Genomic DNA, 21567 nt, shown 5'->3' with positions numbered 1-21567 from the left:
GACGTAGGCGAGGTGCCGCCGCGCGGCCGATGCCGCGACGCCCCAGCGACGGCAGGCTCGACATCATGAACACATTGAACGCGCAGACCGCACTGTTGTTGGCCGACCAGAACTACGGCCACTGGGAACCGGGATGGGGTGTCGGCCCGTGGTTCGTCCTGATCCCGATCACCTTCTGGCTGATCGTTATCGCCGCCGTCGTGCTGCTCGGGCGCAGACGCCGCGGCAGGCACGGCGAGTCCACCCTCCGCGACGCCTACGCTCGCGGCGAGGTAACCGAAGCCGAGTACCGGGCCCGGCTCGCCGTGCTGAGGGAGACCCGGCGATGAGGATGGCGGTGGTCGAGGCGCCCCGCACGGGCACCGCGTGGCCGGACCGGGTGACACGATTCGAGGACTGGGGGTTTCACGCGGTGCTCACTCCGGACACCCTGTGGACACCGTCCCCATTTCCGGTACTCGCCGCCGCGGCCGCGGTGACCACACGACTTCGACTGCGCACCTGGGTCGCGGCGGCGCCGCTGCGCACCCCGGCCGCCCTGGTGCGTGAAGTCGGTGCACTGCAAGCACTCTCGGGTGGCCGATTCGATCTGGGCATCGGCGTGGGCCGTCCGGACGCCGAGGGCGAGGCGCGTCGGCTCACGATGTCGTGGGGCCCCGTCGGCGAGCGGATCGCGCAGGTCGAGGAGTCCGTGGGAGCAGTCCGGGAGGGCGTCGATCCGGCACCGGAGATCGTGGTGTCGGCGGCCGGACGTCGGATGCTGGCTGCGGCGGGACGCGCAGCCGATCGGGTGGCACTCGCGTTGGGGCCCACCACCACCACGGACGAATTGACCCGGACCGTCGGCGTCGCCCGCGAGTTGTGTGGGCCGACAAAGCCGTTCACCCTGTCGGTCGTCGGGATCGGCGACCTGATGCCCGCCTGGTTGGGCCGCGACGGCCTCACTCCGGGCGGGATCCGGGACGGCGGGGGAATCGGGGTGCTGGACGCCGACCCCGACCGCGCAGCGGAGGCGTTGCTGACCTACGAGGACCGGCACGGGATCGACGAGGTGACGGTGCCGGGCGAGCTGGCCGAGGCGTTCGCCCCGGTGCTCGCCCGGCTACCCCGGCTCACGCGTCGATGATTGCGCGCAGCTTCTCGATCTGCGCGATGCGGCCTGCCGAGTCGGGGGCGATCGCGTTGACGGTGAGCGTCGTCGCGCCCGCCTCCTTGAACGCGGCGACGCGCTCGCGGACGTACCCTTCCGGACCGATCAGCGAGATCGCTCGGACCAGTTCGTCCGGGACCGCCGCGGCGGCCTCCTGCTTCTTCCCGTCCAGGTACAGGTCCTGGATGGTCTTCGCCTCGGCCTCGTAGCCGTAGCGGCAGGCGAGATCGTTGTAGAAGTTCTTGCCGCGGGCGCCCATGCCTCCGATGTACAGCGCGAGGTGCGGCTTGATCCACTCGAGCATGTGCTCGACGTCATCACCGATGGCGAGTGCGGGACCGGCGTAGATCTCGAGTTCGCCGAGGGATGCATCGCGCTTGGCCTCACCCTTCGCGATGGCCTCTCCCCACACGTCCTTCGCGCGCTCGGGGTGGAAGAAGATCGGCTGCCAGCCTTCGGCGATCTCCGCGGTCAGCTCGACGTTCTTCGGGCCGAGGGCCGCGATGACGATCGGGATCCTTTCCCGCACAGGGTGGTTGATGAGCTTGAGCGGCTTGCCGAGGCCCGTACCCTTCTCTGCGGGGAGCGGGATCTGGTAGTACTTGCCGTCGTACTGCACCTTCTCGCGGCGCCACACCTGGCGGCAGATGTCGACGAGTTCACGAGTACGACCGATCGGCGCGTCGTACTTGACGCCGTGGAAGCCCTCGATGACCTGCGGGCCGGACGCGCCAAGGCCGAGCACGAATCGCCCGTCCGACACGAAGTCGAGACCGGCGGCCGTCATCGCCATCAGCGACGGAGTGCGGGTGTAGATCTGGAAGATGCCCGACGCGAGCTTGAGCGTCGTCGTCTTCGCCGCGAGGTAGCCGAGCTGGCTCACCGCGTCGAAGGAATAGGCCTCTGCCATGAACGCGATGTCGAGGCCTGCGCGTTCGAGGTCGGCGACCTCGGCGACGGTCTCGGCGAACCCGCCGCTGTAGGTGATCTGAGTTCCGATGCGCACCCGCACACTCCAATCGACTCTGTGGGACTGCCCTTCAGGACACTACGCAGGATTGTTTGGAATCCGTATGACCGAGCCGAGCGCAAACGGGGACCGGTCGATGCGGCCGAAGCGATGGTGACGTCGATCACCATCGACACAGTCATGTGGCGGAGTGAACAGTAATTGCACTCTTCTGCAAGTTTGCAGGGTCATGCAATTTCCGTACCGTGGTTTTGGTGAGCACCCAACCCGGCCTCCGCGACCAGAAGAAGGCCGCCACCCGCATCGCACTGAGCGATGCCGCGATGCGACTCGCCGTGGCGTCCGGTCTCGACGTGGTGACCGCGGAGGCGATCGCCTCCGAAGCCGGCGTCTCGACCCGCACCTTTCACAATTACTTCGCCTCGAAAGAGGACGCCGTCCTCTACCGAATCGAAGCCGACGTCACCGAGTGGGTCGCCCGACTCGACAAGCGTCCGATCGACGAGCCGATCTGGGACTCCCTCGAAGTGGTCGTGCAGTCGATCCTCGACGACCCGGTCCGCGACCTCGAGGTGATCGCCGCCGAGATGGCACTCATCGAGTCCAGCCCCGCCCTGATCGCCCGCAAGCTTCAGTTGGAAGGCCGGGTGTCGCGGGTTCTGGGTGAGGCGATCGCCGCGCGCACCGGCACCGACGTCGACACCGATCTCTTCCCGAACCTGCTGCAGATGACGGCCGGAGCCGCCTGCAAGGCCGCGATCGAGCTGTGGATGCACGGCGACACCGACCACGAAACACCGCTGCCGATCGTTCACGAGGCGTTTCAGATGCTGCGGTCGGGCATCCCGCAGCCGCCGGCCCGTCCGGTCTCGCAGCCGAACACCCCCGAACCGCCCGTCCCCTAGCCGTTCCCGGCAGTCCCGACCAGCGCAACCGCCATACCTCGCACCATCCGCACCGAAGGGTCCACCATGGCCACCTACCTGTACCGGATCGGCAAGTTCGCCTACCGGCGCAAGGGCACAGTCCTGTCGATCTGGCTCGCCATCCTCGTCCTGATGGGCGTCGGCGCCGCGACCCTGTCCGGCCCGACCAACGACTCGTTCTCCATTCCGGGTACACCCGCGCAGAAGGCGCAGGACCTGATGGCTGAACGCTTCCCGGCCTCCGGCAGGGACCCGTTCAGCTCCATCTCGGCCCGGTTCGTCTTCGCCGCACCCGAAGGGCAGACACTCGACAGCCCGGAGAACCAGGCCGCGATGGACGCGGCGCTCGCCGACGTCCGCGGCATCGAGCTCGTCGAGCCTGCCGCGAAGGTCGATCCGGCGACCGCGACGGGTGAAGCCGCCCAGGGCGCGCTGGTGAACCCGGTGACCGCGGACGCGCAACTCGCCGAGATGTCCAAGGCGCAGGCGGAGAAATCCGGCAAGCCGCTGGACCAGGCGACCGCCGACGCGCAGGCGCTCTCCCCGCTGAGCCCGGACAAGACCGTCGGCTACGTCGAGGTGCCGTTCACCGGCGACTTCTCCAATGTCACCCCCGAACTCGTCGACCAGATCGACGCCGCGGCACAGACCGCGCGGGATGCCGGCCTCACCGTCCAGGTCAGCGGCAGCGCGGCCCAGCAGGCCGAGGCACCCGGCGGCAGCGCGGAACTGATCGGTATGGCCGTCGCCGCGATCGTGCTCGTGCTCACCTTCGGTTCGCTCGTCGCAGCCGGCCTTCCGCTGATCTCCGCCATCATCGGCGTCGGCATCGGCAGTCTCGGCATCACCGTCGCCACCGGCTTCACCGAACTCGGATCCATGACGCCGACCCTGGCCGTGATGATCGGGCTGGCCGTCGCGATCGACTACTCGCTGTTCATCGTCTCGCGCTTCCGACACGAGGTGACCGTCACCGGAAACCGCGAGGAAGCTGCCGGACGTGCGGTCGGCACCGCCGGATCCGCCGTCGTCTTCGCCGGCCTGACCGTCATCATCGCCCTCGTCGCGCTGCGCGTCGTCGGCATCAAGTTCCTCAGCGACATGGGCATGGCCGCGGCGTTCTCCGTGTTCATCGCCGTCCTCGTCGCGCTGACCTTCCTCCCCGCGTTCCTCGGACTGCTGGGCAAGAAGGCATTCGCCGGCCGGATCCCGTTCGTCAAGGCTCCGGATCCGGAGGCCGAGGACGCCGTGCCCGGACCCGCGACCCGCTACGCCCGCTGGGTGGCTCGCAAGCCGGCCATCCCGCTGATCGCGGGCGTCGTGCTGCTCGGCCTGCTCGCCGCACCCGCCGCCGGCCTGAAGCTTGCTCTCCCGAGCGAGGCCACCGGCGACCCGGCGACCAGTTCGAGGCAGGCGTACGACCTCGTGTCCGAGGGCTTCGGCCCCGGCCGTAACTCGCCCCTGCTCGTCGTCGTCGACGCCCGCGAGGCGACGGTTCCCGCCGACCAGGCGTTCAACCGGGTCGTCGAGACCATCTCGGCGCAGGACGACGTCGTCAACGCGCAGATCATCGCGATGAACCCCGACGGCGACACCGCACAGATCCTGGTCACCCCTGGCAGCGGCCCCGCCGACCAGCAGACCATCGACCTGATGAAGTCGATCCGCGACGGCGGCAGTGTCCTGACCGAGGAGATCGGCGTCGACTACGGCGTCACCGGCCAGACCGCCCTCGAGACCGACATCTCCGACCGCCTGCTGTCGGCACTCGTGCCGTACCTGATCATCGTGGTGGGACTCGCGTTCATCCTGCTGATGCTCGTGTTCCGCTCGATCCTGGTGCCGCTGACCGCGGCCCTCGGCTTCCTGCTCAGCGTCGCTGCCACGTTCGGCGCCACCGTCGCGATCTTCCAGGAAGGCTGGGGCGGCCTGATCGCGAACCCGCAGCCGCTCGTCAGCTTCATGCCGATCTTCCTGATCGGCGTGGTGTTCGGCCTCGCGATGGACTACCAGGTGTTCCTGGTGACCCGCATGCGTGAGGAGTACGTGCACGGGGAGTCTGCGAAGTCGGCCATGACGATCGGCTTCAGCCACGGCGCCCGCGTCGTGTCGGCTGCGGCGCTCATCATGATCTCGGTGTTCGGCGCGTTCATGCTCGAGGACAACGCGTTCATCAAGTCGATCGGCTTTGCGCTCGCCGCCGCCGTGTTCTTCGACGCCTTCATCGTCCGCATGGTCATCATCCCCGCGGTGATGGCGCTGCTCGGCGACAAGGCGTGGTGGTTGCCGAAGTGGCTCGACAAGATCCTGCCGAACGTCGACATCGAGGGTGAGAAGCTCCGCCGCGAGCTGCCCGAGGCAGCCGAGGTCGAAGGCCCCGTCACCACCCGATAGTTCCACCACGACGACACCCCCGATCGCGTCGGTCGCACCGACGCGACCGGGGGTGTCGTCCTGTCCGGGTCGGGCTCCCGCCCTAGGCTGACTCCAGCAGCCCATCCGGGGACCCGGCGAAGGGACAGGTGAACATCTCGATGGCACACCACGAACCACGAAGTGGCGAGAACACTGCGCTCAGCACCGGTGACACGGCAGCGCTCAGCACCAGCCACAAAGCGGCGCTCGGCACCGGCGACAAGGCGGCACTCACCACCGGCGCCGACTTCTGGCGCACCGTGGCGCTTCCCGACCACGACATCGCGTCGATCATGCTGACGGACGGCCCACACGGACTCCGCAAGCAGTCCGAGGGCGGCGACGCGCTCGGACTCGGCGACAGCGTCCCCGCGACGTGCTTCCCGCCCGCCGTCGGTCTCGGCTCCAGCTGGAACGTCGACCTGATCCACACGGTCGGCACCGCGCTCGGCGCCGAGGCCCGGACCGAGAAGGTCGCCGTCCTCCTCGGCCCCGGCGTGAACATCCGCCGATCTCCGCTGTGCGGGCGCAACTTCGAGTACTACTCCGAGGACCCGTACCTGGCGGGGATGCTCGGCGCGGCGTGGGTGCGCGGCGTCCAGTCCTGTGGCGTCGGCACCTCGCTCAAGCACTTCGCCGCCAACAATCAGGAAACCGACCGTATGCGCATCGACGTCCAGGTCGACGAGCGGACCTTGCGCGAGATCTACCTTCCGGCGTTCGAGCGGATCGTCACCACCGCCGCACCGACGACCGTCATGTGCTCGTACAACACCCTCCGCGGCACCAAGGTCAGCGAGAACCGGTGGCTGCTCACCGATGTCCTACGCGGCGAATGGGGGTTCGACGGGCTCGTCGTGTCGGACTGGGGTGCCGTCGACGACCGGCTGCGGGCACTGGCCGCGGGCGTCGACCTGACGATGCCCGCAGCCGGGGGAAACGAGAAGATCGTCGCCGCAGTCGAATCCGGTGATCTCGACGCAACCACCCTCGACGACGCCGTCGACCGGTTGCTCACACTGATCGAGCGCACCACCGTCGCCGGGTCCGAACCTGCCACCTACGACGCCGACGCGCACCACGAACTCGCGGCCGTCGCGGCGACCGAATCGGCCGTGCTGCTCAAGAACGAGGGACTGCTCCCCCTCGACGTCGCCGACCTCGACTCGATCGCCGTCATCGGCGAATTCGCCCGCACCCCGCGGTTCCAGGGCTCGGGAAGCTCTCAGGTCGTGCCCACACGGGTCGACTCCGCACTCGACGCGATCGCCGCCCTCGCGGGCGCACCGGTGAGATTCGCTCCCGGATTCCGGCTCGACGGCGCGCCGGACGGTGCGCTCGTCGACGAGGCCGTTTCCCTGGCCGAGTCCTCCGAGGCTGTCGTGCTGTTTCTCGGGCTGCCAGGCGAATTCGAGTCGGAAGGCTTCGACCGCACCGATATCGACCTACCGGCGAACCAGCTCGCCCTGCTCACCGCCGTCGCGGCGGCGCACTCACGGGTCGCGGTGGTGCTGTCGAACGGGGCCGTCGTCGCGACCGCCGACTGGCAGGACGACGTTCAGGCGATCCTCGAGGGCTGGCTGCTGGGTCAGGCGGGTGGCAGCGCGATCGCGGACCTGCTGTTCGGGTTCGCCAACCCGTCCGGACGCCTGACGGAGACCGTTCCGCTGCGGCTGGCGGACACCCCGAGCCACCTGAACTTCCCCGGGTCGGACGGTGTTGTCGTCTACGGCGAACGCATCCACGTTGGGTACCGCTACCACGACACGATGGGCACGCCAGTGGCCTATCCGTTCGGATTCGGGTTGTCCTACACCACCTTCGATTACGACGACCTCGTGCTGACACCCAACGGGACCGGACTGGACGTCGCGTTCACCGTCACCAACACCGGTGACCGCGCGGGTGCGGACGTGCCGCAGGTGTACGTCCGGGACATCGAGTCGTCGGTGGACCGACCTGTTCACGAACTCAAGGGGTTCACGAAGGTTCACCTCGCACCGGGTGCATCCGAGCGGGTGACCATCGCCCTGGACGACCGCGCGTTCGCGTTCTGGTCGGTGCGTGAGCACCGCTGGGTGGTCGAAGCAGGAGACTTCGAGATCCGAGTCGGTGCGTCGTCGCGCGACCACCGCCTGACCGCGACGTTCACCTCTCCGGGCGACGGGGTTTCCCCGACGCTGACGGGAACGTCTTCCCTGGCGGAGTGGTTCGCGCATCCGGTCGGTGGACCGCTGCTCATGGAGGCGATGGCGGGTGCGGGCGGCGATGTCGGCAACGTCGACCCGGCCGTGATGAAGATGATCGCGGCCGCCCCGCTCGCCAAACTCGCCGCCTTCTCCCCCGGCATGTCCGCAGACCTGGTCACGGACCTCGTCGACCGGGTACGGGCGCAGAGCAGCTGATGCGCATCCGTCGTCACGTCCCCGCAGTGAGAGGCATCCGATCGTGACCAGGCCGAAGCACGAAGCCACCGAACCCACGATTCCGGGCGAGCGGACCGCGACGCTCCGCAAGCCGCTGTTCTGGGCCGCGCCGATCGTGGTGGTGACGCTGCTCATGTCGCTGCTCGCGGCGCTGTACCTGGGCAGCATCCTCGACCCGAAGGGCAGCCTGCGGAACTTCCCGATCGCCGTCGTCAATCAGGACGAGGGCGACGTCGCACCCGGGTCGGACACCCGGGAGAACATCGGCAATCAGATCGTCGACGGTCTCGTGTCGGGGGTACCCGCGGACAAGGTCGACCTACAGCAGGTCGGTATCGGGCAGGCGCAGACCATGCTCGACTCCGCTGAGGTGTACGGCGCGATCGTGATTCCGTCGGACTTCACGAAACGGCTCATGATCCTCGCCTCGTCGAGCGTCGTACCCGGTGACGTCGAGAAGCCGATCATCACCGTCTACACGAACCCGCGGGCGGGAACGTTCGGGATGGGCCTCACCGAAGCGATTACCGAACCCGCCCTGGCGGCCGTGAACGAGAAGGTCGGCGCGCAACTGTCCGATCAGGTCGCCGCCGCCGTCGGCGACACTCCCGTCGCCGGCGCCGCCCGGCTGACGCTGGCGAATCCGATCGATGCGCTGACCGTGCAGTACAAACCGCTCCCCGACGGCACCGGGAACGGCCTGTCGGCGTTCTATTACGCACTGCTGGTCATTCTCGCCGGCTTCACCGGCGCGATGATCGTGAACACCCTGGTCGACGGGATGCTCGGTTTCGCACCAACGGAATTCGGCCCTCGCTACGTGCACAACCCGAAGGTGGAGATCTCGCGGTTGCAGACCCTCGCGGTGAAGTGGGGCGTGATGGCGATCCTCGCACCGGTCGTGTCGGGACTGTACGTGTGGATCTCGCACCTGCTGTCGATGCCGCTGCCGAATGCGCTGGGACTGTGGATGTACGGGGCGTTCGCTATCGCCGCGGTCGGCATCACGGCGATGTCGATTCTCGCGGTGTTCGGCAGCGCAGGCTTGATCATCAACCTCATCGTGTTCATCGTCCTCGGACTGCCGTCGGCAGGCGGGACGCTCCCGATCGAGGCGACCCCGGCGTTCTTCGGCTGGCTCGCGAAGTTCGAACCGATGCACCAGGTGTTCATCGGGATTCGCAGCCTGCTGTATTTCGGGGGCGGCGGCATGGCCGGCCTCACCCACGCCATCGCGATGACGGCGATCGGACTCGGGATCGGGCTGGTCCTCGGCCTCGTGGTGACGCGTCTCTACGACCTCAAGGGTTTTCACCGCGGTGTCGCGGCTCAGCCGAGCGAGGCCCCCGCCTCCTGACCCGTCGGCCGCATGGCCCGTTCGGCGACGTCGACCCAGCGGTGCCGGGGACCGAGTGCCGCGATGCCCCTGCGCCACGCAGCATAGGCGTGGAGGGCGCCCGGCCCGGTGTCCGCGACACCGAACAGCTCACGGGTCCGTGGGTGCAGCAGCCTGCCGACGACGGGCGTCGGTGTCCACCGCACCACCCAGTGGTCCGGGCGGACCACCTGACTGCGGTAGTACTCGGCGTCGTCGCCGAGGTGCAGCTCCGCGCACGCGCCCCGGAGGTACTCCTCGAACTCCGACCACGTCTGCGGCATCGCCCGCGTCGAGATGCCGTAGCGGCGGTACCAGATCGAACACTCCCGGTACAGCCGCTCGCGCTCGTCGGCGGCGAGCGGCCGGATGAACGTCTCGACCATCGTCACCAGCGTGTCCACATAGGTCGCGTGCTGGAAGAAGAAGATGTCGGGGTTGAGCGCGTGGTACCGGGCCCCCCGGTCGTCGCGCCCCTTGACGTCCTCGTGGCCGAAGCGGATCACCGACGACAGGTCGCGGTCGGCGTAGGCGATCGCGACGAGTTGGGGAACGGTGTGCCTGGCGTGCATCCAGATGTGACGCGGCGTGCGGGAGTGCTCGCGGATACCGCGGGCGATCGCGGGATGCAGCATCTGCAACCCCACGGCCCGTGGCAACGCCAGCAGGAACCTGCGGTCGCCGAGAAACTCCCAGAGCAGGGTGTCGGGCCCGAGCCCGTCGTCGTGCGCGCCCATCAGATCAGGTTGGAGCCCTTACCGATTCGCCGACGCAGGTCCCGCATCAGCACATAGCTGCCACCGTGACGGACGAATTTCGGCAGGAACCTGTTGACGAACGAGACGAAGATGAAGAGGTGCTCGAAGCGACGCTTGTCGTCCTCCGTCCACTCAAGCTCGAGCTTCTCCCGGAACAGCGGGGGAAGGAACCCGATCGTCAGGAACCGCAGCAGGTTTCGGAAAGGAGCCCGGATCGGCCACGCGATCATGCGGAGGTCGACGAGGTCCTCGACGAACTGCTTCGTCCGGTCGTCGAACACCACGCGGTCGCAGGCGACGTTCCAGTAGTTCTCGAAGTCGGCCCTGGTCGCAGGCCACATCTCCTCGGTGACCTGCAGCGTGGTCCCGAGCGTCGAGGACCGCTGGTAGAAGTGCTCGAGTTCGTCAGGCGGGAGGATGCCGTGCAGCAGCTGGTGCGAGTCCTCGAACCCGATGTACAGGCAGGCCGCGACCCACATCTGCAGTTCGCGGTTGAAGGCGTTGTAGCCGACGGGACTGTTCTCGTCGGAGCGCACCTGCCTGTGTGCACCGTTGACGGCTTCGCGGTAGGCGAGACGTTCGGCGTCCGTCCCGAGGATCGCGACAGCCAGGTACTGGGTGGTGGTGCGGGCGCGCTTCCACGGGTGGTGCATCAACGCGCCGGAGGTCACCTTGCTCTCCATCACCCCGTACGCGACCTCGGGCCAGCCGATCTGCATGGCGACGTTCGCGGCGGCGCCGGCGAACGACCAGAAGTCGAGCGCATCGGTCAGGTCGGGATTCTTGCGGATCCAGCGTTTGCGCGTGCTCGTGATCGCGATGCGCGTCTGCGCCGCCGTCAGCCGCGGACGGTCGTCGAGCCGGTTTTCGTCGAGATCGACATAGTTGCGAGGCATACCGCCCCCTCCTCAGATGGTCCCCCAGTGGCGAACACGTAAGCACACCAGCAACTCTCGCGGCCCTATAGGTAAGGACACCCCCCCGCGCCCGCACCTCGCCCCTGCGTGAATTATCGTTAACATACCACCTGATACAACATCGTCAAGACTGTTTCATTTGGGTTGCGGCGGACACCCCCCGCTACACTGCCTAGTGCAGCGGGGACGGACACATGTCCAGACCCCACGCCCTCGTAGCTCAGGGGATAGAGCACGGCTCTCCTAAAGCCGGTGTCGCAGGTTCGAATCCTGCCGAGGGCACAGATGAAATCCCAGCTCAAGGCGCTCAGGGCTACAGCATCTGCGGCGCTTCACCACCCTCGTAGAGGTCGGTCCGGTCGACGACCTGCCACAGTTCGACTGTCTGGACGATCCAGAACGCGGCGAACTCCGCGACGAGCAGAGCCTCCGTCACGATGACCAGGTAGCCCCAATCCGGGAAGGTGAGGTGCACGACGACCACCGCGACGAGGGTCGCGAACATGGCCGTCGCGACGGCCCGGTACATCTGTGCATACCGAGCACCGTCCGGCGTGTACGACGCCGAGACCGCGCTGGCCACGGCCACCCCGATGATCCCCGCGAACACCAGCACCGCCGCGACCATGTGGGCGTGCCGGGCGAAGGTCCCCGGCGCGAACACGAAGAAGCACATCCCGACAACCACGATCCCCCAGCCCGCCGTCCGCACCCAGCGGGCCACCGGTTGCAGCGACCGGTCGGAGCCGGTCCGGCGTGCGATCACCAGCGCCGCGACCTCCGCGACGGCACCCGCAACCAGGATCGCCCACACACTGTCGCGGACGCTGCCCGGCCAGCCCGCCGTCAGCACACGCTCCGCCGCACCACACGCATCCGCATCCGGTGGAACCGTAGGCACCACCGCGACGACGAACGCGAGGAACCCCGCCAGGTTCAGCAGGACGTCCTCCGTGTCCGAACTGCCCTTGTACACGATGAGACTCACCCCGAGCGCGCACAGCACAGCGACGAAGACGTTGTGCGCCGAGGAGTAGTAGAACGCACTGATCGAGTTCCGCCAGCACCCGGAACGCGCGGTCGCGAGGAGCAGCGCGACACCGAGCGTCACCACGAGGACGACGGTGGCCAGCCTGAGGTATCGATACGTCGTCAGGACCGCATCACCGCGGCCCTCGGCGCCGCCCCGGCCCTCGCGCATCGCCACCTCCCGGACCCCCTGCCGCCAGTATCCTCGCCCGACCGCGAACGCGTCGTCCGAGCCGCGCGGGTCCCGCGTTCCGTAATACGCACCCGCTGTTGCCACTACCTCGGGTCAGGGGCACTATGTCCGGGTGCCCCGTTCCGGACCGGCCCCCATGACCCTGTTGCCGCTCACCCTGAGCGCGCTGATGGTGCTGGCTGCCTGTTCGACGTCGGACGCGACGTCGGCCGGCAGCACAGCCGCTACGTCCACGCCGATGCCGAGTGCACACACGAAACTCCCCCCGACCTCAGCGGTCGGCCACTGCGGCCCGGACAGCGGCCTGACCCACCGACCGGGAACGCTCACGATCGCGACCGACACCCCCGCCTACTCCCCCTGGTTCGTCGACGACAACCCTTCCAACGGAAAGGGTTTCGAAGGTGCGGTTGCGCGCTCGGTCGCGGAACGCCTCGGATACTCACCGGAGCAGATCACGTTCGAGCGGGTGCCGTGGGCGGAGGCGATCGCGCCGGGACCCAAGGACTTCGACTTCGACATCAACCAGGTGACGATCGTCGGGGACCGCAGAGAAGCCGTCGATTTCTCCTCCCCCTACTACGCGGTCACGCAGGCGATCGTCGCGATGCCGAAGTCCCATGCGGCGATGGCGCGCAACCTCAACGACCTCACCGGGTTCCGACTCGGCGCCCAGGTCGAATCGACGAGCCTGGCCGCCATCGAGGGAACCATCCGGCCCGTGCACGAGGCCGTCGCGTTCGAGACGACCGACGAGGCGAAAAACGCACTCGCCGAAGGGACGATCGACGCGCTGGTCGTCGACATTCCGACCGGGTTCCAGATCACAGAATCGGACCTCCCGAACGCCATTCTGGTCGGCCAGTTCCCCCGGCCGAACACCGTCACCGAGTTCTTCGGGCTGGTACTGGAGAAGAACAGCCCACTCACTCCGTGCACGTCGGCGGCGGTGGATGCGCTGTACCAGGACGGCACGCTCGACGCACTCGCGCAGACGTGGCTGGTCGACTCGATCGACACGCCGATCCTGGAGTAGGATCCGCGAAACCCGGTCCAGCGAATCACGCTGCGGAGAAACAGTTCCCGAGATCACACGGCCGGCGGGACCTTCGACCCTGTGCGCGTCGTCGCGCGAGGGTTCATGCTGGTGTTGCGGGAACCTCGGTGGACCGCCCACCCGGAGGTGTTCCGCCGAGGAGGACCAGTGACCATCAATCCCCCCGTCGTGGTGGGCGTGGACGGATCGGACACCTCGAACGCGGCAACCGTCTGGGCCGCACGAACCGCCGCCGCGCACGGAGCACCGCTCCGCCTCGTCGCCGCGCAACCGCCACCGGTGATCCCGGGCGGCATGCTCGTCACGTCGCAGAGCTACTTCGACGACCTGAACGCTGAGTCGCATCGCATCCTGGACGCCGCGAAGGCGCTGGCCGAGGACGCCGCAGCGGGCATCGAGGTGGAGACCTCGTTGCACAACAGTTCGCCCATCCCGCTGCTGCTCGACCTGTCGGAGCAGGCCCGGATGATCGTCCTCGGCACCCGTGGACGCGGCGCCCTCCGCAGCGCACTGCTCGGTTCGGTGGCCACCGGCGTCGTCACCCATGCCCGGTGCCCGGTCGTGGTGGTCCCGACCTCGGCTGTCCCCGACGGGGACGGCCAGATCGTCGTCGGCGTCGACGGATCGGCGAACAGCGTCCCCGCGGTCGAAGCCGCGTTCACCGAGGCGTCCCTGCGCGGGGCGCCACTGGTTGCGGTGCACGCGTGGAGCGACATCGACTTCGACACCCTGCCCGTCGCCGTCGAGGCGCTGCCGTGGTCCGCGGTCGCCGAGAGCGAGGAGGCCGCGCTCGCCGAAAGCCTCGCGGGAATGCAGGAACGGTTCCCCGACGTCGAGGTCACGCGAGTCGTGGTGCAGGACAACGCCGTCGACCAGCTGATCGCGCGCTCCCGAGACGCCCAACTCGTCGTCGTGGGCAGCCACGGCCGCGGCGGATTCCAGGGCATGCTGCTCGGGTCGACGAGCCGGGCGCTGCTGCATCGAGGCGAGCGACCACTGATGGTGGTGCGCGAACGGCGGTGAAGATCCGCCGGTGCCGATCAGCCGTATACGGCGACGAACGTCTTCAGTGACGACTCGATGTCGCCCTTGAGTGCGCGGGCGACTCCGGATCCGATGGGTCCGAACAGCGGTGCCCCGCCGAGGTCGATGTGCAACGCGACCTCGGCGCCCGCACCCTTCGGTGTCACGGACAGCACGAGACCGATCTTCACGCCACCCTTGCCGTCACCCTTGAGCGCCAGCGTCTGCGGCGGCGCGTAGTCGGTGATGGTCCAGCGAACCCGGTTACGCAGTCCCTTGACCGTCACCACCGATTCCGCCGTGGTGCCCGCGGCCAGTTCGGTGGGAAGCTCCCCGCGCCACCCCTCGTGAATCGAGAGCCACTTGTCGAATTCCGCCAGATCGCTTGCCTTTTCCCACGCGATCTCCGGAGTCAGGGGAACCGCGACCGAGACCTTCAGCTTTGCCATGCGCGCATCGTAGCGACCGACACACCACAGCGTCCCGCACCTGGTGAGGGATCCAGGTGCGGGACGCCTTCTTGCGGGGCGAACCCGGTGGGGGTACGAGCGGTGTTACTAGTGGGCGACGGCCTTCTCCACACCGACACCGGTGAGGGAACGGACCTCCATCTCGGCCTGCTTCACCGGGTCCTCCAGCTTGCGACGACCGACGTAGGTGCCGACGATGCCGAGCACGAAGGCCAGCGGAATCGACACGATGCCCGGGTTGGACAGCGGGAACCAGGAGAAGTCGCTGTTCGGGAACATCGCGGTCTTCGAGCCGGACACGGCCGGGGAGAACACGATCAGCACCAGGCAGCTGATGAGACCGCCGTAGATGCTCCACAGGGCGCCGGTGGTGTTGAAGTTCTTCCAGAACAGCGAGTACAGCAGCGTCGGGAGGTTCGCGGAGGCCGCGACGGCGAACGCGAGGGCGACGAGGAACGCGATGTTCTGACCCATCGCGAGGATGCCGAGCACGATCGCGGCGACACCGATGACGACGACGGTGATGCGGGAGACCTTGACCTGCTGCTCCTCCGACGCCTTCCCGCGCTTGATGACGCTGGCGTAGATGTCGTGCGCGAACGACGCGGATGCGGTGATCGCGAGGCCGGCGACGACGGCCAGGATGGTGGCGAACGCGACCGCGGAGATGATCGACAGGAACAGCGTGCCGCCGAGTTCGAACGCGAGCAGCGGGGCCGCGGCGTTCTCCTTGCCGGGTGCGGCGAGGATCTTGTCGGGACCGACCATGCGCGCGGCGCCGTAGCCGAGCACGAGCGTGAACAGGTAGAAGGCGCCGATCAGACCGATCGCCCAGGTCACCGAGCGGCGGGCCTCCTTGGCGGTGGGCACGGTGTAGAAGCGCATGAGCACGTGCGGCAACCCTGCGGTGCCGAGAACGAGGGCGATGCCGAGGGAGAGGAAGTCGAGCCGCGTCATCGAGCTGATGCCGTACTTCGCACCGGGTGCGAGGACGTCACGGCCGGCGACGGCCTCGTTGGTCGAGTTGGTGACCATGTTCTGCGCGTCGGCGAGCAGCTGTGAGAAGTTGCCGCGGACAGCGAACAGCACGAGCACGAACATGACGCCCGCGCCTGCGATCAGCAGGACCGCCTTGACCATCTGCACGTAGGTGGTGCCCTTCATTCCGCCGATGAGGACGTACACGATCATCAGCACGCCGACGACCGCGACGACGATGGCCTGGCCGGCCTTGTCGTGGATGTCGAGGAGCAGTGCGACGAGGCCACCAGCACCGGCCATCTGGGCCAGCAGGTAGAACAGCGACACGACGAGCGTGGAGAGTGCGGCGGCCATGCGGACGGGCCGTTGCTTGAGCCGGAAGCTGAGCACGTCGGCCATCGTGAATCGGCCGGTGTTGCGAAGCATCTCGGCGACCAGCAGGAGCGCGACCAGCCACGCGACGAGGAAGCCGATCGAGTACAGGAAGCCGTCGTAGCCGTAGACGGCGATGGCCCCGGCGATGCCGAGGAACGACGCCGCGGACAGGTAGTCACCTGCGATGGCGAAACCGTTCTGGGGGCCCGAGAACTGGCCGCCGCCGGTGTAGAAGTCGGACGCCTTCTTGGTGGTGCGGCTGGCGCGGATCACGATGCCCATCGTGATGACCACGAACGCCACGAAGATGGCGATGTTCAGGGCCGGGTTGCCTACACCGGAACTGCCCTGCGCGAGGATCGTCATGGCCCTAGCCCTCCAGCTCGTCGCGAATGGCGGCGGCACGCGGGTCGAGTTCACGGTTCGCGAACTTCACGTACAGCGCGGTGATGACGAAGGTCGTCACGAACTGACCCAGGCCGAGGACCACGCCGAGGTTGACGTTGCCGAACACCTTCGTCGCCATGAAGTCGGACGCGTAGGTGGCGAGCAGGACGTAGACGGCGTACCAGGTGAGGAAGAACGCCGTCATCGGGAAGACGAAGCGGCGCAGCCTGCGTCGCAGGTCCTGAAATTCAGGGCTCGCCTGCATCTCGACGAAGGCCTGCGCGTCCGGTGTGCGCCGCGTCGACGCCGCCTCCGGACTCAGGTCTGCTGTGGTCACGTCGGACTCCTCGGTCGTGTGGGGCCGGCGGGGAGAACCGGCAGGTCACAGACGTTAATGAGATGCACGTCACAGACATAGGGGGTGACGGCAGTCACACGCCGAGCTGTCGGATAACGCGCCGGACGGTCGTTTCGCCGCGACGAACGGTGTGACGCCTGCTGCGCCCTACAGGTCGGACTCGCGGTCGCGGCCGACGCCGATGCGCTCGGGCGCGTGCATCTGCGTGAAGGTGCGCCCGACGTCGGCGGGCACCCGGTCGCGGGTCGCACGGCTGACGACGACCATCACCAGGAACGCCAGCGGCACCGTCACCGCCGCCGGATAGCCGACGACGACCTCCGCCCAGCCACCCCACACCTGCGCCGGGGCACCACCGAGCCCCGTCGCCAGCGCCGCCGCGCCCGAACTGATCCCCCCGACGATCAGCCCGGCGGCCGCTCCCGGCGCGGTCAGCCCACGCCACCAGATACCGAGCACCAGCAGCGGGCACAGGGTCGACGCGGCGACGGCGAACACCAGACCGACCGTGCGCGACAGGTCGATCGACGTCACCGTCAACGCAAGACCGAGCGGAACGAGGCCCGCGACGACCGCCGCGACCCGGAAGTCGCGGACCCGGCCCCGCAGGACGTCGGTGCTCAGCACACCCGCGACACTGACCAGCAGCCCGGATGATGTGGCGAGGAACGCGGCGATCGCACCCGCCGCGACGAGCGCGGCCAGCAGTTGCCCTCCGACACCCGAGACCACCGACGCGGGCAGCAGCAGCACCGCGGCGTCGGAGGTTCCGGTGATGAGCAGTTGCGGGACCCACAGGCGGGCGAAGACTCCGAGCAGCGTCGGGAACAGGTAGAAGCCGCCGACGAGCCCGATGACGACGAGCGCGGTCCGGCGTGCGGCGCGACCGTCGGGGTTGGTGTAGAAGCGGACCAGCACGTGCGGCAGTCCCATCGTGCCGAGGAAGATGCCGATGATCAGCGAGTACACCTGGTACAGCGGGTGGGTGCCGCCGAGCCCCCAGCCCGGCTCGAGCCACTGCGCGCCTGTCGGCGGTGCGCCCGCAACGACGGGAACCGGCGCACCTGCGTCGAGCACGAGTGCGGTACCCGCTCCCAGTTCGTGTTCACCCGTCGTCATCGTGACGGGTCCGTCGACGGACCGTCCGTCGAGGGTGCCGGTGACCGTCACCGGCAGCGGCTCCGACACCTGGACGACGACGTCGGTGGTGACGTCGACGGTGGTCCGCTCCCCCACCGTCGGCGGCGCGGGCGTGCCGAGATCGCGTGCTGTACCGGCGAAGTGCACGGCGAGGACGAGTGCGGGCACCGCGACAGCGGACAGCTTCAGCCAGTACTGGAACGCCTGCACGAAGGTGATCGATCGCATACCGCCGCCGACGACGGTGGCGATCACGATAACGGCGACGACCACCGCCCCCACCCACGCGGGCAGGCCGAGCAGGATCCCGAGTGCCAGCCCCGCGCCCTGGAACTGGGGCACCATGTAGAGCACGCAGATCATGGCGACGACGACCATCGCGAGCTGGCGCAATCGCGTACTGCCGAGCCGAAATTCGGCGAAGTCGGGCACCGTGTAGGCACCCGAGCGCCGCAGCGGTGCGGCGACGAACAGCAACAACCCCAGGTAGCCGGCGGTGAATCCGACGGGATACCAGAGCGCGTCCGCGCCGTACTTCGCGATCAGGCCCGCGACACCGAGGAACGACGCCGCCGACAGGTACTCCCCGGAGATGGCGGCCGCGTTCCACCGCGGGCCGACGCTGCGGGACGCGACGAGAAAGTCGGATGTGGTGCGGGCCAGCCGAACACCGTAGAACCCGATGACGACGGTCGCGAGTGCCGCGGCGACGAGCGCCACGACCGTCATCGGTGGGATCTGCTGGTTCACTGCGCCGCACCCGCCTTCGTGTGTCAGTCGTCGGTGAGGTCGACGAATTCCTGCTCGGTGCGTTTGGCGAGGCGGATGTAGATCCGGCCCGCGAGGTACAGGGCCGGGTACGCCGCAACACCGAGCACCAGCCACGACAGCCGCACACCCAACACCGTGGCGTCGCCGAGCGCGGGGAAGGCTATGAACAGCAACGGGACCGCGAATGCCGTCAGCACGACCGCGGCAGCGACGCGCAACGCGAGGCCGAGTTGTGCCCGCACGAGCGCACGGACCATGGCCTCGCCGACCTGCGTCTGTTCCTGGACCTCGACCCGGGTCCGGACGGTTCGGGCACCGCGACGGTGTGCCAGCACGACGCGTTCCCGCTGCCGGGACGGCCCGGAGCGAGGGCCGGTCACCGCGACGTCCAGGTCTGCCTCGGCGCCCGCACGAGCCGGTCCTTCAGCTCGCGGGTGTGCCTGCGGCTGACGGGAAGTTCGGTGACCGGCGCCTGGTCACCGACGCGCAGGCACACGACGGTGCCCGTCCCGACGCTGCGGATACCGGTCACGAGGGGCAGCGCCACCAGGTATGAGCGGTGTACCCGGAGGAACCCCGCCGACTGCCAGCGGGATTCGAGCACGGAGATCGGGATACGCACCAGATGCGATCCGGTGGCGGTGTGCAGCCTGGCGTAGTCGCCGTCGGCTTCGACCCAGGCAATGTCGGACCGGTGGACGAGCGTGGTGACGCCGCCGAGCTCCACGGGGATCACCTCGTCGGAGGACGCCGCATCCGATTCGGGCTGCGCGGCGTCGGTGACGCGGTCGGCCCGCACCGCGGCGCGGATCCGCCGCACCGATTCGGCGAGCCGCTCCTCACGCAGGGGTTTGAGCAGGTAGTCGACGGCGCCGAGGTCGAAGGCGTCGACTGCCCGGTCGTCGTGCGCGGTCACGAAGACCACCGCGGGCGGGACCGCGAACGCCGCGAGGACACCCGCGAGTTCGAGTCCGTCGAGACCCGGCATGTTGATGTCGAGGAACACGGCGTCGATCGGCGGCTCCCCGGCGCTGCCGAGTCGGCCCTTGATCACCCGCAGCGCCGTGGTGGCGTCGCCGGCGGTGAGGATCTCGCCGACGTCGCCCTGGGCACGCAGGAGGTAGGCCAGTTCGTCGAGCGCCGGACGCTCGTCGTCGACGGCCAGCACGGTCAGCGGGGCGCTCTGGGCGCCATCGGGAATCTGCGTCACAACACTGTCATCGTGCCACGGGCGTCCCCGCGACGATCCGCGGTCAGACCCGGATACCGGGACGGAACTTCGGCACCCGCATGCTCACCCGGGTTCCGGCACCGGGAGCCGTCTCGACGACGAGGCCGTAGTCGTCGCCGAACGCAGCCCGCAACCGGTCGTCGACGTTCGCGAGCCCGACGTGCGCGGACTCCTTCGCGCTCGGGCCGCCCGACCCTTCCGCGACGGCGTCGAGCGAACCGGATCGCAGCAGCTCGGGGTCCATGCCGACGCCGTCGTCCTCGACGCTGATGACGCAGTCCGCGCCCTCGTCGGCGGCGACGATGGTGACGGTCCCCTTCGACTGCCCCGCCAGGCCGTGCCGGACCGCGTTCTCCACGAGGGGCTGCAGCGCCAGGAACGGCAGCACGACGCCGAGCACCTCGGGTGCCACCTGCAGTCGCACCTCGAGAGCACTGCCGAAGCGGGCGCGTTCGAGTGTGAGGTAGCGGTCGATGTTGCGCAGTTCGTCGGACAGGACGGTGTACTCGCCCGCCGACCGGAACGAGTAGCGGGTGAAGTCCGCGAACTCGAGGATCAGTTCCCGGGCGCGGGCCGGGTCGGTGCGCACGAACGACGCCACGGTGTTGAGCGCGTTGTAGATGAAGTGCGGGCTGATCTGGGCGCGCAGCGCGCGGACCTCCGCGCGGTCGAGGCGGGCACGGGACGCGTCGAGTTCGGCCAGTTCGATCTGGCTGGACGCATAGCGCGCGACCTCGGTGATGGCGCCGAGGATGCCCGGTCCCGGCTGGGCGGCGGTCACCACCCCCATCACCCCGACCACCCCGGCGTCCTCGACGACGAGCGGCTGGACGACGAGGGCCCGGACACCCGGCACGGGGTCGACGATCAGTTCCCGCCTGCCCGTGTCGGCGGCGACCTCGGCGGCGCTCGCGAACAGCGGGGCGAGGCCGTCGTGCGGACCGTGCCACGCCAGGATCTCGCCGGCGTCGTCGGCGAGGGCAAGCGCGTCGGCGGAGGTGAGCAGCCCCAGATGGGGCGCGGCCTCCGCGGCGGACGCGGCGTCGAGTCCGCGGCGCAACGACCGGGCGGCGAGCGATGCGGTGTGCAATGTCGCGTGGACTGCGCGTTCCTCCGGGGTCGTGAGTGTGCGACGGGTCCGCGAGCGCAGCACGAGCGCGCCGAGCACGACCACCGCGACGATCAGGCCGACTATGACGAGCGCAGTGCCGCTCATGGCGACGTGGGCCGGTCCGAGTCGAGCCGGGCGATCAGCGTGGCGGGTGCGACGGCCCGGTACGCGTCCTCGACGATGTCCTCGATGTCGCGCCAATCCTGTTCGCTCGGTTCACCGTTCGGTCCTACATCGAGTCGGACGCCGATCCAGCCGCGGCCCCCGACGTACGGCGGGACGAAGAAGCGTTCCGGGTCCCGCGCCACCCAGTCCTGTTGTGCACCGGCCGGCGCGGCGGCCCAGAACGAGACACGGTCGTCGTGGTGGCGGTCGGCGTAGCTGACGAACTGCGGGGCCTTGCGGACGAACCAGGACGGCTCACCGTGGCTGACCCGCTCGGTCGCCTCGGGCAGGGCGAGACACAGGTCGCGAAGCCGGTCGAGCGAGCGCGGCGGGGTCATG

The 21567-nt window shown here is 68.7% G+C and carries 20 protein-coding genes and 1 tRNA gene; 9 read left to right on the top strand and 12 right to left on the bottom strand.

Features of this window, described 5'->3' with window-relative positions; translation table 11 throughout:
• The first annotated feature begins 65 nt into the window (after positions 1-65).
• Together RHCRD62_RS20890 and RHCRD62_RS20885 are read left to right on the top strand one after the other, a co-directional pair.
• Positions 66-329, top strand: coding sequence for an SHOCT domain-containing protein (locus tag RHCRD62_RS20890; protein WP_050066704.1), 264 nt, complete (start codon positions 66-68; stop codon positions 327-329).
• Entirely contained in the window at positions 326-1126 is an 801-nt protein-coding gene (locus RHCRD62_RS20885; RefSeq protein WP_050066637.1) for an LLM class flavin-dependent oxidoreductase, read from the top strand. The genes RHCRD62_RS20890 and RHCRD62_RS20885 overlap by 4 nt, the downstream gene beginning before the upstream one ends.
• Here RHCRD62_RS20885 and RHCRD62_RS20880 read toward each other — a convergent pair.
• A complete protein-coding gene (locus RHCRD62_RS20880; RefSeq protein ID WP_050066636.1) occupies positions 1113-2156 on the bottom strand; it encodes an LLM class F420-dependent oxidoreductase in 1044 nt (347 codons plus the stop codon). The two genes, RHCRD62_RS20885 and RHCRD62_RS20880, sit on opposite strands and share 14 nt — an antisense overlap.
• Before the next feature lie 218 nt (positions 2157-2374).
• On the opposite strand from RHCRD62_RS20880, the gene RHCRD62_RS20875 reads away from it, so the two are divergent.
• The 4 genes from RHCRD62_RS20875 (at position 2375) to RHCRD62_RS20860 (ending at position 9244) form a co-directional block, all read left to right on the top strand.
• Entirely contained in the window at positions 2375-3025 is a 651-nt protein-coding gene (locus RHCRD62_RS20875; RefSeq protein WP_050066635.1) for a TetR/AcrR family transcriptional regulator, read from the top strand.
• Positions 3026-3091: 66 nt separating this feature from the next.
• The gene (locus RHCRD62_RS20870) at positions 3092-5440 is read left to right on the top strand and encodes an MMPL family transporter (protein ID WP_050066634.1); all 2349 of its coding nucleotides are present in this window, start codon (positions 3092-3094) and stop codon (positions 5438-5440) included.
• 140 nt (positions 5441-5580) lie between these two features.
• Entirely contained in the window at positions 5581-7866 is a 2286-nt protein-coding gene (locus RHCRD62_RS20865; protein ID WP_050066703.1) for a glycoside hydrolase family 3 C-terminal domain-containing protein, read from the top strand.
• A gap of 43 nt (positions 7867-7909) precedes the next feature.
• Positions 7910-9244 carry a YhgE/Pip domain-containing protein gene (locus RHCRD62_RS20860; RefSeq protein ID WP_253277412.1) on the top strand — a complete coding sequence of 445 codons (1335 nt, stop codon included), beginning with the start codon at positions 7910-7912 and terminating at the stop codon, positions 9242-9244.
• Here the strand turns inward: RHCRD62_RS20860 and RHCRD62_RS20855 are convergent.
• Both RHCRD62_RS20855 and RHCRD62_RS20850 read right to left on the bottom strand, forming a co-directional pair.
• Positions 9217-9999, bottom strand: a complete 783-nt coding sequence (locus tag RHCRD62_RS20855; RefSeq protein ID WP_050066633.1) for an oxygenase MpaB family protein — start codon at positions 9997-9999, stop codon at positions 9217-9219. The genes RHCRD62_RS20860 and RHCRD62_RS20855 overlap by 28 nt on opposite strands.
• The gene (locus RHCRD62_RS20850; protein ID WP_050066632.1) at positions 9999-10916 is read right to left on the bottom strand and encodes an oxygenase MpaB family protein; all 918 of its coding nucleotides are present in this window, start codon (positions 10914-10916) and stop codon (positions 9999-10001) included. The genes RHCRD62_RS20855 and RHCRD62_RS20850 overlap by 1 nt, the downstream gene beginning before the upstream one ends.
• A gap of 230 nt (positions 10917-11146) precedes the next feature.
• Between RHCRD62_RS20850 and RHCRD62_RS20845 the strand changes: the two genes are divergently transcribed.
• Positions 11147-11219: transfer RNA gene (locus RHCRD62_RS20845), tRNA-Arg, on the top strand.
• A gap of 31 nt (positions 11220-11250) precedes the next feature.
• On the opposite strand, the gene RHCRD62_RS20840 is transcribed toward RHCRD62_RS20845, so the two are convergent.
• Positions 11251-12138 (bottom strand): hypothetical protein, encoded by an 888-nt coding sequence (locus RHCRD62_RS20840; RefSeq protein ID WP_157051009.1) that lies wholly within the window; start codon positions 12136-12138, stop codon positions 11251-11253.
• Positions 12139-12295: 157 nt separating this feature from the next.
• On the opposite strand from RHCRD62_RS20840, the gene RHCRD62_RS20835 reads away from it, so the two are divergent.
• Together RHCRD62_RS20835 and RHCRD62_RS20830 are read left to right on the top strand one after the other, a co-directional pair.
• Entirely contained in the window at positions 12296-13195 is a 900-nt protein-coding gene (locus RHCRD62_RS20835; protein ID WP_050066630.1) for an ABC transporter substrate-binding protein, read from the top strand.
• Between the two features lie 168 nt (positions 13196-13363).
• Entirely contained in the window at positions 13364-14239 is an 876-nt protein-coding gene (locus RHCRD62_RS20830; RefSeq protein WP_253277411.1) for a universal stress protein, read from the top strand.
• Positions 14240-14256: 17 nt separating this feature from the next.
• On the opposite strand, the gene RHCRD62_RS20825 is transcribed toward RHCRD62_RS20830, so the two are convergent.
• The 8 genes from RHCRD62_RS20825 to RHCRD62_RS20790 all read right to left on the bottom strand — a co-directional run bounded on the left by RHCRD62_RS20825 (position 14257) and on the right by RHCRD62_RS20790 (position 21566).
• A complete protein-coding gene (locus RHCRD62_RS20825) occupies positions 14257-14688 on the bottom strand; it encodes a type II toxin-antitoxin system Rv0910 family toxin (protein WP_050066628.1) in 432 nt (143 codons plus the stop codon).
• A gap of 108 nt (positions 14689-14796) precedes the next feature.
• Positions 14797-16431: a solute symporter family protein gene (locus RHCRD62_RS20820; protein ID WP_050066627.1), complete on the bottom strand. Its 1635-nt coding sequence runs from the start codon at positions 16429-16431 to the stop codon at positions 14797-14799.
• Between the two features lie 4 nt (positions 16432-16435).
• Complete coding sequence (locus tag RHCRD62_RS20815; protein ID WP_050066626.1) at positions 16436-16789, bottom strand: DUF485 domain-containing protein; 354 nt, start codon at positions 16787-16789, stop codon at positions 16436-16438.
• A 168-nt stretch (positions 16790-16957) separates the two neighbouring features.
• Complete coding sequence (locus RHCRD62_RS20810; RefSeq protein WP_050066701.1) at positions 16958-18679, bottom strand: sodium/solute symporter; 1722 nt, start codon at positions 18677-18679, stop codon at positions 16958-16960.
• A 44-nt stretch (positions 18680-18723) separates the two neighbouring features.
• Positions 18724-19101: a hypothetical protein gene (locus RHCRD62_RS20805; RefSeq protein ID WP_050066625.1), complete on the bottom strand. Its 378-nt coding sequence runs from the start codon at positions 19099-19101 to the stop codon at positions 18724-18726.
• A complete protein-coding gene (locus RHCRD62_RS20800; RefSeq protein WP_084734400.1) occupies positions 19098-19931 on the bottom strand; it encodes a LytR/AlgR family response regulator transcription factor in 834 nt (277 codons plus the stop codon). Before RHCRD62_RS20800 ends, RHCRD62_RS20805 begins: the two co-directional genes overlap by 4 nt.
• Before the next feature lie 43 nt (positions 19932-19974).
• Positions 19975-21168, bottom strand: a complete 1194-nt coding sequence (locus RHCRD62_RS20795) for a sensor histidine kinase (protein WP_050066624.1) — start codon at positions 21166-21168, stop codon at positions 19975-19977.
• Complete coding sequence (locus RHCRD62_RS20790; protein ID WP_050066623.1) at positions 21165-21566, bottom strand: MmcQ/YjbR family DNA-binding protein; 402 nt, start codon at positions 21564-21566, stop codon at positions 21165-21167. The genes RHCRD62_RS20795 and RHCRD62_RS20790 overlap by 4 nt, the downstream gene beginning before the upstream one ends.
• Between the last annotated feature and the right edge of the window lies 1 nt (position 21567).

This window comes from Rhodococcus sp. RD6.2 (assembly GCF_001040705.1).
Taxonomy (GTDB): Bacteria; Actinomycetota; Actinomycetes; order Mycobacteriales; family Mycobacteriaceae; genus Rhodococcus_G.
Note: the sequence above shows the minus strand (reverse complement) of the source record. Positions and strands in the feature narration are given on the sequence as shown.

What these genes read in the sequence shown, in the direction of transcription:
- RHCRD62_RS20790 (WP_050066623.1), bottom strand. Translation starts at nt 21,566, where the DNA reads ATGACCCCGCCGCGCTCGCTCGACCGGCTTCGCGACCTGTGTCTCGCC.
- RHCRD62_RS20890 (WP_050066704.1), top strand. Translation starts at nt 66, where the DNA reads ATGAACACATTGAACGCGCAGACCGCACTGTTGTTGGCCGACCAGAAC.
- RHCRD62_RS20855 (WP_050066633.1), bottom strand. Translation starts at nt 9,999, where the DNA reads ATGGGCGCGCACGACGACGGGCTCGGGCCCGACACCCTGCTCTGGGAG.
- RHCRD62_RS20795 (WP_050066624.1), bottom strand. Translation starts at nt 21,168, where the DNA reads ATGAGCGGCACTGCGCTCGTCATAGTCGGCCTGATCGTCGCGGTGGTC.
- RHCRD62_RS20885 (WP_050066637.1), top strand. Translation starts at nt 326, where the DNA reads ATGAGGATGGCGGTGGTCGAGGCGCCCCGCACGGGCACCGCGTGGCCG.
- RHCRD62_RS20870 (WP_050066634.1), top strand. Translation starts at nt 3,092, where the DNA reads ATGGCCACCTACCTGTACCGGATCGGCAAGTTCGCCTACCGGCGCAAG.
- RHCRD62_RS20850 (WP_050066632.1), bottom strand. Translation starts at nt 10,916, where the DNA reads ATGCCTCGCAACTATGTCGATCTCGACGAAAACCGGCTCGACGACCGT.
- RHCRD62_RS20835 (WP_050066630.1), top strand. Translation starts at nt 12,296, where the DNA reads ATGACCCTGTTGCCGCTCACCCTGAGCGCGCTGATGGTGCTGGCTGCC.
- RHCRD62_RS20810 (WP_050066701.1), bottom strand. Translation starts at nt 18,679, where the DNA reads ATGACGGTCGTGGCGCTCGTCGCCGCGGCACTCGCGACCGTCGTCATC.
- RHCRD62_RS20820 (WP_050066627.1), bottom strand. Translation starts at nt 16,431, where the DNA reads ATGACGATCCTCGCGCAGGGCAGTTCCGGTGTAGGCAACCCGGCCCTG.
- RHCRD62_RS20865 (WP_050066703.1), top strand. Translation starts at nt 5,581, where the DNA reads ATGGCACACCACGAACCACGAAGTGGCGAGAACACTGCGCTCAGCACC.
- RHCRD62_RS20840 (WP_157051009.1), bottom strand. Translation starts at nt 12,138, where the DNA reads ATGCGCGAGGGCCGGGGCGGCGCCGAGGGCCGCGGTGATGCGGTCCTG.
- RHCRD62_RS20825 (WP_050066628.1), bottom strand. Translation starts at nt 14,688, where the DNA reads ATGGCAAAGCTGAAGGTCTCGGTCGCGGTTCCCCTGACTCCGGAGATC.